The sequence below is a fragment of the Paraburkholderia pallida genome (assembly GCF_004524855.1).
Lineage (GTDB): Bacteria > Pseudomonadota > Gammaproteobacteria > Burkholderiales > Burkholderiaceae > Paraburkholderia > Paraburkholderia oxyphila.
On the sequence record NZ_CP038151.1, the window covers coordinates 568,492 to 581,402 of the forward strand.

Annotated in this window: 13 protein-coding genes; 6 read left to right on the plus strand and 7 right to left on the minus strand. The window is 63.8% G+C overall.

What is annotated here, in order from left to right; translation table 11 throughout:
- Nucleotides 1-35 precede the first annotated feature (35 nt).
- Nucleotides 36-1,436, minus strand: a complete 1,401-nt coding sequence (locus E1956_RS37425) for an NAD(P)-binding protein (RefSeq protein WP_134758396.1) — start codon at nucleotides 1,434-1,436, stop codon at nucleotides 36-38.
- Between the two features lie 258 nt (nucleotides 1,437-1,694).
- Between E1956_RS37425 and E1956_RS37430 the strand changes: the two genes are divergently transcribed.
- Nucleotides 1,695-2,102 (plus strand): SRPBCC family protein, encoded by a 408-nt coding sequence (locus E1956_RS37430; protein ID WP_134758397.1) that lies wholly within the window; start codon nucleotides 1,695-1,697, stop codon nucleotides 2,100-2,102.
- A gap of 42 nt (nucleotides 2,103-2,144) precedes the next feature.
- On the opposite strand, the gene E1956_RS37435 is transcribed toward E1956_RS37430, so the two are convergent.
- A complete protein-coding gene (locus tag E1956_RS37435; protein ID WP_134758398.1) occupies nucleotides 2,145-2,528 on the minus strand; it encodes a YybH family protein in 384 nt (127 codons plus the stop codon).
- A 115-nt stretch (nucleotides 2,529-2,643) separates the two neighbouring features.
- The gene (locus E1956_RS37440) at nucleotides 2,644-4,047 is read right to left on the minus strand and encodes a uracil-xanthine permease family protein (protein ID WP_134758399.1); all 1,404 of its coding nucleotides are present in this window, start codon (nucleotides 4,045-4,047) and stop codon (nucleotides 2,644-2,646) included.
- A gap of 219 nt (nucleotides 4,048-4,266) precedes the next feature.
- On the opposite strand from E1956_RS37440, the gene E1956_RS37445 reads away from it, so the two are divergent.
- Nucleotides 4,267-4,815, plus strand: a complete 549-nt coding sequence (locus E1956_RS37445) for a DUF488 domain-containing protein (RefSeq protein WP_134758400.1) — start codon at nucleotides 4,267-4,269, stop codon at nucleotides 4,813-4,815.
- 78 nt (nucleotides 4,816-4,893) lie between these two features.
- On the opposite strand, the gene E1956_RS37450 is transcribed toward E1956_RS37445, so the two are convergent.
- Complete coding sequence (locus E1956_RS37450; protein ID WP_232072367.1) at nucleotides 4,894-6,048, minus strand: lytic transglycosylase domain-containing protein; 1,155 nt, start codon at nucleotides 6,046-6,048, stop codon at nucleotides 4,894-4,896.
- On the opposite strand from E1956_RS37450, the gene E1956_RS46430 reads away from it, so the two are divergent.
- Nucleotides 6,047-6,340 carry a hypothetical protein gene (locus tag E1956_RS46430; protein WP_167760222.1) on the plus strand — a complete coding sequence of 98 codons (294 nt, stop codon included), beginning with the start codon at nucleotides 6,047-6,049 and terminating at the stop codon, nucleotides 6,338-6,340. The two genes, E1956_RS37450 and E1956_RS46430, sit on opposite strands and share 2 nt — an antisense overlap.
- Before the next feature lie 242 nt (nucleotides 6,341-6,582).
- Here the strand turns inward: E1956_RS46430 and E1956_RS37455 are convergent, their stop codons facing one another.
- Nucleotides 6,583-6,987 carry an OsmC family protein gene (locus E1956_RS37455; RefSeq protein WP_134758402.1) on the minus strand — a complete coding sequence of 135 codons (405 nt, stop codon included), beginning with the start codon at nucleotides 6,985-6,987 and terminating at the stop codon, nucleotides 6,583-6,585.
- 386 nt (nucleotides 6,988-7,373) lie between these two features.
- Entirely contained in the window at nucleotides 7,374-8,249 is an 876-nt protein-coding gene (locus tag E1956_RS37460; RefSeq protein WP_134758403.1) for a helix-turn-helix domain-containing protein, read from the minus strand.
- Between the two features lie 367 nt (nucleotides 8,250-8,616).
- Between E1956_RS37460 and E1956_RS37465 the strand changes: the two genes are divergently transcribed.
- The 3 genes from E1956_RS37465 to E1956_RS37475 all read left to right on the plus strand — a co-directional run bounded on the left by E1956_RS37465 (nucleotide 8,617) and on the right by E1956_RS37475 (nucleotide 12,159).
- Complete coding sequence (locus E1956_RS37465) at nucleotides 8,617-9,537, plus strand: alpha/beta hydrolase (RefSeq protein WP_134758404.1); 921 nt, start codon at nucleotides 8,617-8,619, stop codon at nucleotides 9,535-9,537.
- 72 nt (nucleotides 9,538-9,609) lie between these two features.
- Entirely contained in the window at nucleotides 9,610-11,265 is a 1,656-nt protein-coding gene (locus E1956_RS37470) for a flavin-containing monooxygenase (RefSeq protein WP_134758405.1), read from the plus strand.
- 162 nt (nucleotides 11,266-11,427) lie between these two features.
- Complete coding sequence (locus tag E1956_RS37475) at nucleotides 11,428-12,159, plus strand: SDR family NAD(P)-dependent oxidoreductase (RefSeq protein ID WP_134758406.1); 732 nt, start codon at nucleotides 11,428-11,430, stop codon at nucleotides 12,157-12,159.
- Here E1956_RS37475 and E1956_RS37480 read toward each other — a convergent pair.
- Nucleotides 12,156-12,812, minus strand: coding sequence for a GntR family transcriptional regulator (locus E1956_RS37480; RefSeq protein ID WP_197733013.1), 657 nt, complete (start codon nucleotides 12,810-12,812; stop codon nucleotides 12,156-12,158). The genes E1956_RS37475 and E1956_RS37480 overlap by 4 nt on opposite strands.
- Nucleotides 12,813-12,911 lie beyond the last annotated feature (99 nt).

The window sequence follows — 12,911 nt, forward strand, 5'->3', positions numbered from 1 at the left end:
CCTCCTGTGCTGGCCTCCGGCATCGAAGAAGCGATTTACGTCGGAGCCGCGTTCGCCTTGAGGAGCTGCGCCAGATTGCCGACCGCCGCCGCGGCGTGTTGCTTGATGCGCTCCCGCGCGTCAATGACATCCGGCACATCGCGATACTGTGCGATGGTGCCGAACGGGTTGAGCCGCGTCTCCTTTGCCCAGCCCGCAATCGCCGGCCAGGCCATGCGTGCGCGCTCGTTCGCGAGCGTCGAGAGGAAAGCGCTCAGATAGTCCACGTTGGCATCCCAATAGGCGATGGGCGGACAGAGCCGGTTCTTCTCTTCGTCGTTCTCCAGCAGGGCCTCGATCACGCCAAGCATGGCGAACTGAAAGCAAACGAACCCCCACAGGAAAGGCTGGATGGTCACGCGGCCCGCTTCGAAGATCGGGCGCAGTGGGCGGTGCATCAGCCCTCTCGACGCGCAATGGATATGCACCGTCGTTTCGCTCGTGGGCACGCGGCCCTCGTCGAGCACGATCTCGTCGCGCTCGATTCTGCGTACGTGACCGAGACGCACGACATCGCGGATCTCGCGCAACAGCGCCAATTCGGCCTCGCTGATCACCGCTCCTCGAAACATGCTGGGCGCGACGCCGGGATCGACGCGAAGGAAGAAATTTTCCGCTTCGAGCCGGGCGAAGAGATCGTCGATGGAAGCAGCCTGTGCCATTGCCTCGAGCTGAATCGCCATGCCGCGATAAGAGACCGGAAGCTGTGCGAGCGGCTGCTGGAACCGGCGGTTCACCCACCAGGCCTCGCGGGGCTTGACCCAGCGGATCGAGGACGCGGGCACGTTCTGTTCGAGCAGCCATACGCAGGTGTCGAGGGCGGTCTTGCCCGCACCGATGACGACGAAACGCTCCGGCCGCTCCCTGATGCGCGCGATAGCGCCGGCAGGCACGCAACGAACGCCGTCTGCGACTTCGAAAGGAGCGGCGCTCGTGGCGGGCACCGTGCCTTCGAGATAGGTGGTGTCCACAACCTTGCGCCGTACGCGCACTTGCCATGACCTTTGCCCGACCTGCGAGACGAAACGGTCATTGCCGAGGTACTCGCTGCAGGGGAAGTAGTGGACACGTCCGCTCGGCAGAAAGCAGTGCTGCATGACTTGAGCGAAGTAAGCGCGAATCTCGTCGGCGCCGGCAAGTTCGTAGTAGCCCGCATTCGTGCCCGCCGTATCGAGGACGTCCTGCCCAAGCGGCATGGAGCTCACGCCATAGAATGCGGACGGCTGGTGGAGACGGACATAGGGATAAGCGTCGATCCAGTGTCCGCCGGGCGCGTGGCGGCGATCGACAAGGGTCAGGGTTGCATCGGAATGGGTGAGCAACGCGTCGGCAAATGCCATCCCGGCGGCTCCAGCCCCGACCACAAGATAGTCCGTTTCGAGCGTTTCGTCTGACATTATTCGCTGCCGCTGTCATTGCACACGGACATGGTCGCGTGGTTGTGCGGGGGAACAGCACAAGGCTGTAACGGCGTGTGATTCGTTAAGGCCTGCTTTGAGGATAGGAGCAAAACGAGCGAGTGTCGCCGTCAAATGACAGGGGCATGAAGTGAGATCGGTCGATCCGCTGCGGCAACTCAGGGCAGCAATGAGTGTTAGTGTTTCGGAGCTATTTCCCGACACGGATCGACCGATCCGCACACAACAGGAGAAGACATGACGGAACCCGGCAACATCGAGTTGTCCCGCTACCTGCCTCACGCGAGCGCGCGTGTCTGGGCCGCGCTGACCGATCCGGTCATCCACGCGAAGTGGTGGGCCGCCGGCGACGTGCGCGCGAGCGTGGGGCACCGGTTCACGCTGGATATGGGGCCGTGGGGACAGCAGCCCTGCGAGGTCGTTGCCGTCGAACCCGAACGCTTGTTCGCTTGCACGTTCGCAGCGGGCGTGCTGAACACCACGATCACGTGGCGCCTCGTGCCGGAGGGCGAAGGCACGCGCCTGACACTGGAGCACAAGGGATTCGATCTGGATGCGCCGATGGGCAAGAGCGCGTACGAGGGCATGGGCCGTGGCTGGCCGGGTGTCATCGAGCGGCTTCAGGGTGTGCTGGCGTCCGCCTGAGGCGTCGCCGCGCCATGCCTGCTCAGGCCGTTCAGCCGTGCTTTAGCTGCGCACGCTCAGCAGGTTGGCATCGCGCGCGAGGCGCCACTGGCCGTCGGCGCCCTTGTGCAGCAGCGTGAGGGTGTAGCCCGCGCGGCGCACCGTGCTGCCGCCCGGCGGCGTCACGGCGATGTCGATGTGATTGCGGATGAACGCCCAGTCGCCGAGAACCTTCAATTCCACGATCTCGCTCGTGCCGTCCAGCTTCATCCCCACCATGCCCTTCGAGGCGGCCGCAAACGCGTCCTTGCCGAACGGCTCCTGCCCCGGGACCATGAAGATTGCGTCGTCCGTCATCAGGCCGAGGACGGCGGCCGTGTCGCCGCGCTTGCTGGCGGCCATCCACGTTTCCACGACCTGGCGGATGGCTTGTTCGTCGTCGCTCACGCTGTGCTCCTTCGCAGTGGGTCTGGCTCGACTCTAACGCACATCGTTGCGGCGCGGCCCGAGTGCCGGTGCTGCCTGGCCGCCGCTGCAGCGATGGCCGCCAGGTGTGAAGCCGTTACGATTTTTCCGGCAGGAACCAGTTCATCACGAGCGCGCAGATGCCGCCCGTAGCCACGCCCGATTCCAGCACGTTCTTGAGCGCGTGCGGCAGGCTCGCCAGGATCTCGGGCACCTGCGAGACGCCGAGGCCCAGCGCCAGCGAGACCGAGATGATCAGCAGCGCGCGGCGGTCCAGTCGGATGCCGGCGAGGATGTTGATGCCCGAAGCGGCCACGGCGCCGAACATCACCATGGCGGCGCCGCCGAGCACGGGCTCGGGCACGGCTTGCAGCGCGCCGGCAACCGGCGGAAACAGGCCGAGCACCACGAGCATGCCGGCGATCCAGATGCCCACATGGCGGCTCGCGATGCCGGTGATCTGGATCACGCCGTTGTTCTGGGCGAAGACCGAGCTCGGGAAGGTGTTGAACACGCCGGCCAGCAGCGAGTTGGCGCCGTTCACGAGCACGCCGCCCTTGATGCGCCGCATCCACACGGGGCCTTCGACGGGCTCTTTCGAGATCTTGCTGGTGGCCGTGACGTCGCCGATGGCTTCGAGCGAGGTGACGAGGTAGATGATCAGCATCGGCACGAACAGCGACCACGAGAAGCTCAGGCCGAAGTGCAGCGGGGTCGGAATCTGAAAGAGGGCGGCTTCGCGCGCGCCGGTGAAGTCGAGGCGGCCCATGGCGCCGGCCACGACATAGCCGATCGCGAGCGCGATCACGAGCGCCGTGCTGCGCACCCAGACGATGGGCACGCGGTTGAGCACGATGATGGTGGCGAGCACGACGCAGGAGAGCGTGAGGTTCTCGGGGTTCGCGAAGGTGCCCTTGGCGATCGCGCCGTAGCCGCCGCCCATGCTGATGAGACCGACCTTGATGAGGGTGAGGCCGATCAGCAGGACCACGATGCCGGTGACGAGCGGCGTGATGAGCCGCTTGATGAAGGGCAGGATGCGCGAGACGCCCATTTCGACGAACGACCCGGCGATCACGACGCCGAAGATCGCCGACATCACCGTGGTGACGGGCGTGCCCTGCTTGACCATCAGGCTGCCGCCCGCGATGAGCGGGCCGACGAAGTTGAAGCTCGTGCCCTGCACGATCAGGAGGCCCGCGCCCAGCGGCCCGAAGCGCTTGCACTGGAGGAAGGTGGCGATGCCGGAGATCACGAGCGACATCGAGACGATCAGCGTCGTATCGCGGCTCGAGACGCCCAGTGCCTGGCAGATCAGGAGGCCCGGCGTGACGATGGGCACGATGATGGCCAGCAAGTGCTGCAGGGCGGCGACGAATGCGAGGGTGGGGGCGGGCCGGTCGTCGGGGCCGTAGACGAGGTCGTGGGCGAGTTCGGTGTCGTCGGCGGCGCCGCGGGAAGCGGGTTGGGCGGCGGGTTGGCTGGGGGCGGCAGGCTGCATCGGGGAACGGCGGTCAGGGAAGGTGAAGAGGGAAAAGGCACGAAAGTGCGAGATTTTAACGGCAAGACCGTGCTTGCGCCTCGAAAAGCAACGAGGGGCATAATGAACGGAGCACACTATTCGTGCAGCGCGATGCATTGAATAAGCCGATTCATATGATTGCGGCGGCAAGGAATAGCGGGGCCGGGTTCTTCAACGGCTTTGAGCCGAAGGCGACACATGACGCTTCCGTTTTTCACGATCGGCCACTCCGACCACACCCTCGACGACTTCATCGGCCTGCTGACCGGCGCCGGGATCGGCGTGGTCGCCGACGTGAGAAAAATGCCGAGGTCGAGAGCCAACCCTCAGTTCAACGAAGCAACGTTTCCGGGGTCGCTCGAACCCTTCGACATCGGATATGAGCATGAAGCGGCGCTTGGCGGCCTGCGCGGAAGAACGCGGACCGTCTCCGAGGACCTCAACGGCTTCTGGACGAACAAGAGCTTTCATCACTACGCCGATTACGCGCTGAGCGCGGAATTCCACGCGGGCCTCGACCGGCTGATCGATCTGGGGCGGGCCAGGCGCTGCGCAGTCATGTGCTCCGAGGCGGTGTGGTGGCGGTGCCACCGGCGCATCATCGCCGACTATCTGATCGCGCGCGGCGAGACGGTTTTCCACATCATGGGCGCGGGCCGCCTGGAGCCCGCCCGGCTGACCGCGGGCGCGGTGGTTCAGCCCGACGCAACGATCGTCTACCCCGGCGAGCCGGAACCGGACGCTTGATCGGCAAGGCGTCGCGGCGGGGTGGGGCGGGGGCGCCGCCAGCTCGCCCGACTCAGCACGGCGTGCCGTGCGGGAAGGTCACTTCGTGACGTACCAGAGGGCGCTGGTTCCCGGGGCGCTCGCTTGCGGCTTGGGCGCCGGAGTCGGGCTGGTGCTGCCCGCCTGGGCCGCTTGGGCGGGTTGTGTCGTTTGTGCGGTCTGCCGCACGTTTGCTGGCGCGGTCTGTGCGGTGCCCACGTTGGCCGGTGGCGCCGGCAAGCTCGCCGCAGGCGCTTTGCCCGGCGACGACGCCGTTACATACCAAAGCGCGTCCGTCGATACGCTGGACGCCCCGCGCGTGGCGGCGGTCTTCGGCGCGGCACTCGCGTCCGCAGCCGGGGTTTGCGCGGTCGTGGTTCCCGTGGCTGCGCCCGTGCTCGTCTTCTGCGCGATGGCCTCAGCCGAGCCGATCTGGAAGACCAGCTTGCGCTCCGGCGATGCAATGACGGCATAGGGCGGCTGCGCCTCCCAGCGCAGCACGACGCGCCCGCGCGGTGTTTCCGCGAAGATGGCCGGCACGTGCTTCATGTCGCTGAACTGCACATAAACCTTGGTGCCGTCATCGAATACCTGCACGGGTTTGGCCGCGTCCGCGCCGCTCATGATCCAGCCGAAGTTGTAGGCGCCCGGCGCGGCCGACGAGATGGCCGGTGTGCCCGATGCCGATGCCGTTGCCGGTGTGGCTTGCGCACCGCGCGGCGCGTTCATCTTGACCTGATTGACCTGCAGCGTCGCGAACGGGTTATAGCCCTCGGGCGGCACATAGGATGGCGGAAGGATAGGCATGGGCGAGTCCGGCGAGCTGGTGATGGATTGCGCGGTGGCGTAGACCTTGCGGGCGTACGCGAGACGCTTGTCGGGCGAGGAGGCGTTGTAGGCGCCAATCGCGCTCCACGTGGGGCCGTACTGGCGGATGTTCTCCGCGAGTATCCATGCGCCGACGTACGCGTTCGTGCACGGATCGAACAGGCTCTGCTCCGAGATGCCTTCGCGGGCGAGGCGCGGCAGCCAGGAGCTGTTGATCTGCATGAGGCCGATATCGACCGTGCCGTCGCTATTGGTGTTGATGGCGTGGGTTTGCGTGCCCGATTCCACCTGGGCAATGGCACGCATCAGGCTCACATTGACGTGCTGAAACGATGCCGCATCGTCGATGCAATCGGCACGGGCGGTGGCGGGTACTGCGCACAGCATGGCGGCCTGCACCAGCGAGGCGGGCAGCCATATGGGCAGAGAATGGCGCAATGAGGCTGATTTTCGGTACTGCATGATTTTAATGGCCGGCGCGTGTCGCGAGGCTCGCAATAACCGGCGCGTGCGGCTGGTCGAAAAGCCGCTTTCTCTTGCCGGCAGGCATCCGTTCCCCCGAGAGGCCCGCTACCCGGTCTTGCGCGTCCATCACACCCCTTTTCATTCAAATTCTTGTGCGGATGACTTTTTCATCCGATTCTCGGGTACGGATTTTATCGGAGAAATGCAGCGCTGAACCGTTCCGGTTAATAGAGATTGTTAAATGGCAACGCGCGCAGCAAGCGCGTATCGGTACTTGTTGCTGAAATGATTGTGAAGGTTCTATTTCGGCAAAAAATACGAGGTTTAATGACCGCGAATGGCGTTAATGCCGGAGCGATTTATATGCATTGTGAATCGTATGCTCCGGCATTCAGTACTCGGATACCTGTCGCTTGCGCGTCTATTTAATCAGGATGCCGAATGGTTGGGCTTGTCTCACGCCGCGCTCAGCGTCGTGTCGATGCGCGTGCCGCGCTTGATGAAGAGCGTGACCGGCGTCTTCTCGCAGATCTCGGCAAGCCGTGCGCGTTGCGCCTCGTCCACGCCTTCGACGGTTACGCCGCGGCGGATGAACTGCGTGCCGTCCTGCTCGGCGTGCAGGCTGACTTCCACGCCGATCGTCGCGTTCGGCCAGGTCTTGCGCTGCATGTACATGCGCAGCGTGGCGGCCGTGCAGGCGGCAAGCCCGGAGAGCACGAAGTCGAACGGCGCCGGGCCGCGATTCTCGCCGCCTGCGTGCGGGCCTTCGTCGCCGGTCAGCGCGTGGCGGCCGGCCTCGAGGGCGACGACGTAGTTGGGCGCATCGGCGGCAAGGCGAGCGGTGGCGGTGGCGAGCGGCATGGATGATTCCTTGGTCAGTGAGAGAGCGTGGTAGCGCGCCGTCCGGGCGCGCGGCCTCGCCGCGCAATGCCTGAACCACTTCGGGCGGCACAGGGTGCGCGGCGTGTTGCGGAAAATAGCACGGGACGCGCCCACACGGCGCTTAACGCGCTGCAGTCCCACTCCCGGCAGCGCGATTGTTCTGCTCGGTGATCCAGCCATGGCCGTATGCCGTATGCCTGCTAAGCGGGCCGATAACCGAGGCGTCGGGAGATGGCTTCGGCGCACGTGCTTACCGCTTTCGCATCGGGACCGTCCCAATCCGCGTCCACTGCACCTGTCGACAGCGATCGGGACAAGCAGCAACGCGCAGCAGCGCTTTCAGGGTCACCGCTTCCCGGCGGTCGTCATCTGCTGCGCGGTTCGGTGGTCTTTCCGCTTCCTTTGCGCAGGCGCATCGGCGTTAGACCGAGTCGATCGGAGAAGACGCCCGTCATATGCTGCTGGGAGGAAAAACCGCAAGCGAAGGCGATCTCGCTGATTTGAAGGTCGGTGTCGCGCAACAAGGCCGTGGCCGCCTCGATGCGCTTGTCGACGACAAGGCGGTATAAGGAATAGCCTGTTCGACCCTTGACGCCGTCGACTACCACCCTGACAGGCAGGCTCAGCGCAGCGGCGATTTGTGCGCAGGTCAGATTCTCCGCGATGTTCGCTGCGATGAACTCTTCCATGCGGGCAAACTGTATTTCGGAGAGGGCCGATTTGCGCGGCTTTACCCGACGCTCGAGCGCGCGCACCGCCTCGACACAGGCGAGTGTGCCGAGGCACTGGGCTTCCCACGGATCGAGATGATCCAGGCCACCCACCTTCTGCCGTGCGTAGCGGACAAGATGCTGAATGGTCGAAGCCGCGATGTTGTCGACGTTGCCGTTGCGGCGCAAGGCCTGCACGTCCTCTTCACAGATCTGGTCCATGAACGTATCCGAGCAGCGGAAGGCGATGAAACGCTGGCGCACTTCGAGCGCGTTGATCCACATGCGACTGCCTTTCGGATGGAACGCGAGCGTCTCGCTTTTGAACGTATGCGCCGTGAGCTGCCCGTCGTCGTAGCGGGTTTCCGAGGCGATGTCGCCGAGCAGCACGCAGAAGACGTCGCTCGGATTGGCGGAGTCGAGCAGGTAGGGATCGGCACCTGAAAGACAGTACTCGAGCCCAGGTGTGCCATCGGCCAGACTGAACTGTTCGAATCCTCGAGCTGCCGGCAATCGCGCCTCTGTGCTCATTCGTGTCTCCTTGTTGCCCGGCCACGCAGCCTGGACATATAGAGCGCCACGCTTCCATGGCCCTGGCGCCTGCTGCCAAAAGTATAAAACGCACCCGCTTTCGGCGCTGAAGGGAGTGATCGTGCCCCATTAAGCAAAAATCTATAACGGCGAAAAAATCTGAAAGACGCTCATTCCGGCGCCCACTAATCTGGCTACACAGACGGCATCGCGGGCTGCGGCGCTACTGGATCCCCAAAAGGCTATCGGTGTTCACACATCGATTACCGTAATACGGCAATAGGGTAATACAGAAAAGGTGGCCGTGACATGGGCATGTTCCCGTGTTGCGTGGCTGCCTGAACGAGACATCCCATCAGGAGGCGAAATGAGCGAAGTACGTCCCACAGACCTGCTAGGCGAAATCTATGCGACATGGGCAGACGCCATGGGCCGGTACCCGGACATGTCGATTGACCTGCTCCGGATCATCTTCGATGACTGGCAGCGCGCGACGCTCGAACCGGAGGGCGTGACGTACCAGATGTCACACGTGGGCGGCGTGCCGGGCATGTGGATCAACCCGGCCAACGCGCACCCTTCGCAGGTCGTGCTGTTCCTGCATGGCGGCGGCTTCGCGCTGGGCTCGCCGGCAAGTCACCGCAAAATGGTCGGGCACCTCGCGAGCGCGATGGGTGTGAGGGCTTTCATCGTCGACTTCCGTCTTGCGCCCGAATTTCCGTTCCCCGCGCAGGTCGACGACGCGTCGGCCGTGTTCGAAGGGCTCGTCGAAGCGGGATACCCGGTGTTGGGCATCACGCCGGTCGGCGACAGCGCGGGCGGCAACCTGGCCGTCAGCCTCGTGCTCAGGCGCATGCGCGAGCGCCGGCCGCTGCCGCACAACGTCATTGTGATGTCGCCGTGGCTGAACATGGAAAACACCGGCGCGACGCTCGACTCGAACGATCCTACCGACTTCCTGATCACGCGTGCCGGCCTGCAGGCCAACATCGACCGTTATCTCGGCGGCAAGGTCGCTCCCAACGACCCTCGCGTGAACCCGCTTCATGCGGATTTCAAGGGTTTTCCGCGCCTCTACATCAATGCGGGCTCCGTCGAGTCCCTGCTTGACGACAGTGTGCAGCTCAAGGACCGCGCCACGCGTGCAGGCGTCGACGTCACGCTGGCAATTGGCGAGGGCATGCAGCACGTCTATCCGTTTCTTGCTGGCCGGCATGACGTTGCGGACGCAGCAATCGCGGCAATTGCCGACTGGTACTGGCAGCGGACCTCCGCGGACCGTAGCTGATCGTCCCCAAAGAATACGGCCAGAGCTGGCCGGCAGAAGTTCTATCCCAATCTCAACAGGAGACTTGCAGCCATGAGCAATGAGGTCATCACGGCGAGCCCGAAACACGCAGCAGCAGGCGTTGACTATGACGCCATCATCGTTGGAGCCGGCTTTTCCGGTCTTGGCATGCTCCACCATCTCAACCAACTCGGCCTGCGTTCGCATGTGTTCGAGGCGGGGACCGGCGTGGGCGGGACGTGGTACTGGAACCGCTATCCGGGTGCCCGCACGGACAGCGAGTTCTATTACTACTCGTTCTCCTTCTCGCGCGAAGTGCGCGATGCGTGGAAGTGGAGCGAGCGTTATCCGGCACAGCCAGAGGTGCTCCGCTACCTGGAGTTCGTCGCCGAAAAACTCGAGCTCAAGCAGGACATCAGCTTCAACACGAAGATTACCCGTGCCGAATACGATGAAGACCGCAACCTCTGGCGCGTGACGACCGCGCAGGGTGAGGTGTTCACGGCGCGCTGGTTCGTGAGCGGCATGGGCGTGCTATCAGCGCCGTCGACGCCGAAAATCAAGGGTATCGAGTCCTTCAGGGGGCAGGTCTATCAGACGGCGACATGGCCGAAGCAAGGCGTCGACCTGAGCGGCAAGCGTGTCGGCCTGATTGGCGTCGGTGCGTCGGGCGTGCAGATCGTGCCTGTGATCGCACCGGTCGTGAAGGATCTGTTCGTATTCCAGCGCACGCCGAACTATGTTGTGGCGAGCAGCAATTACAAAGTCGAAGACGACTGGATGTCGAAGATCCGCACGAACTACGACGACATTCACAAGCAGGCTGTGTCACACGGCTTCGCAGTGCCGTTCAAGAAGCCGACAGTCGGCGCGAAGGATGTGTCGCCGGAAGAGCGTGAGCGCGTGTTCGAGGAGGGCTGGAAGGAAGGGGGCTTCCACTTCATGCTCGAGACGTTCAACGACCTTGCGACCAACGAAGAATCGAACGCTTACGCCTCGGATTTCATCCGCCGCAAGATTCGCGAAACCGTGAAAGATCCGCTCAAGGCCGAGCTGCTGTGCCCGAAAGATTACCCGTTCAACGGCAAGCGCCCGCCGGGTGGTCACGGCTACTACGAGGCGTTCAATCGCGAAAACGTTCATCTCGTCGATATCCGCGCGAATGGCATTGATGAGGTAACCGAAACGGGCGTGCGCGTGGGTGAGCGTCACGTCGAGATCGACGTGCTGATCTTTGCTACCGGATTCGACGCCATGACCGGGACGCTCACGCGCATCGACATCGTCGGTCGCGACGGGCTTGTGCTGCGCGACAAATGGAAGGATGGGCTCAGGACCAACATGGGTCTGGCCGTCAATGGCTTCCCGAACTTCTTCATGATTCTGGGTCCGCAGACGCCTTATGCCAATCTGCCGGTGGCGATTCAGGAAGCGGTGGGTTGGGTCTCACGGGCCATCCGCTATGCAGAGGAGAACCGGATTGCCTGCATGGAGTCCAGCGCCGAGGCGGAAGAGGCCTGGGCGCACGAAGTCCACCGCGCGGGCTCGGCCACCATCATGGCGCAGGGCGGGAGCGCGCACGCGTGGTTCCTCGGCGCGAACATCCCCGGCAAACCGCGCGAGTTCAACGTTTACATGGGCGGTGCCGACGTTTATTTCCGGCGTTGCGAAGAGATCGCCAGCAATGGCTTCCGTGGCTTCCACGAGGGCGCGCTGGCCACGGCCTGAGGCGTATCAAAGGCAGCACACCGCGAGGCGGCGGCACCTTCAGTCGTTTTGAGGCCGTGGTGCCGGCCGCATCGCTTCAAACACGCTACTCGCGCGCTGCGCAGACTGTCGGCATGGGCCCGCGGCACCGTGCGGGGGGCGATTCGAACGGGAGACGAAGGCATGAAGTTACAGAACAAGGTTGTACTCATCACGGGCGCCGCGCGCGGCCAGGGCGCCGCAGAGGCGAAGCGCTTCGCGGCAGAGGGCGCGAAGGTCGTGCTGGCGGATGTGCTGGACGCGGAGGGCGAGCAACTTTCAAGGCGCCTCGAGGGACGCGCAATCTATCTGCATCTCGATGTGACGAGCGACGAATCGTGGGAGGCGGCGTTCGCGCAGATCGAGCGCATCCATGGGCGTTGCGACGTGCTGGTGAATAACGCCGGCATTTATCGGCCGGCTCCGATTGCGGAAACGACCTCGAAGTCGGCGGAGGCCATGTTCCAGGTCAATCAGCTCGGCACGCTGCTTGGCATGAAGTACGCGGCCGAGTCGATGAAGAAAACGGGGGGTGGCGTGATCGTCAACATCTCGTCCATTGCGGGCCTGCGTGGCTTTGCCAATGCGATCGCCTATAGCGGGACGAAATGGGCTGTGCGCGGCATGACCAAGGTCGCGGCGGCGGAGCTCGCCCAGTTCGGCATCCGCGTGAACTCCGTGCATCCTGGCTTTATCGCCACGGACATGCTCAAGGAGAACACCGCCGAGGTCAACCGGATCGGTGCGGAGGCCGCGCCCCTCAAGCGTCATGGCACGCCTGAGGAGGTCGCGAATCTCGTGGCGTTCCTCGCCAGCGAAGACAGCGCGTTTATCACCGGTGCGGAAGTCGCGATTGATGGCGGTTGGGCAATCTAGGACGCGGTGTGAACGTCATGCTCCTGGAGCGCGAGATGCCCCGCATACGCCGCGATGGCGAGCTTGCCTGCGAGCCGCACATGCGCTTCACAGGTCTTGCGAGCAAGCTCCGCATTGCGCTTGACCGCAACGGCATCGACGATACGGCGCAATTCGTTCATCGAGATGGCGACGCGCGCTTCGTCAATGAATGCGTAACGACGAAAGAGTGCAACGCGGCCGTGAATGATGGCGAGCGTTTCGGCGAGGACGTCATTGCCGCCGCCCTTGAGGAGCAGGTCATAGAACTCGCCCTTGATTTTCTCGCGTGCGGCAACGGTCCCGTTCACGAAGTCGGTCTCCATGCGGTTGAGGAGCCTGACCATCGCGTCGGCCTGCTTCTGGGTCGCGTTCGTGGCGAAGAGCATACCGGCAAGCCCTTCGAGGTTCTCGCGCACGCGGTAAATCGACTCGATGTCCTTTTTGGTCAGGATGGTGACGATGGGCCCGAAGGTGGGAAGCACGGTGACGAGACGTTCCGACTCGAGTTGCCGCAACGCTTCGCGCACGACGGTGCGAGAGACCGTGAAGGCGAGGCACAGCGTGCTTTCCACGAGTCGTTCTCCGGGCGCGATCTCTCCATTGAGGATCTGCTCGCGGATGAGTTTCACCACCTGTTGACGCAAGGGTGCCGCTTGCCGTTCCACCAAAACCGACCGTGCCATGACGCAAACCTCGAACTTGACGCTTTAACTTGAGCAAAGTTTAGCACC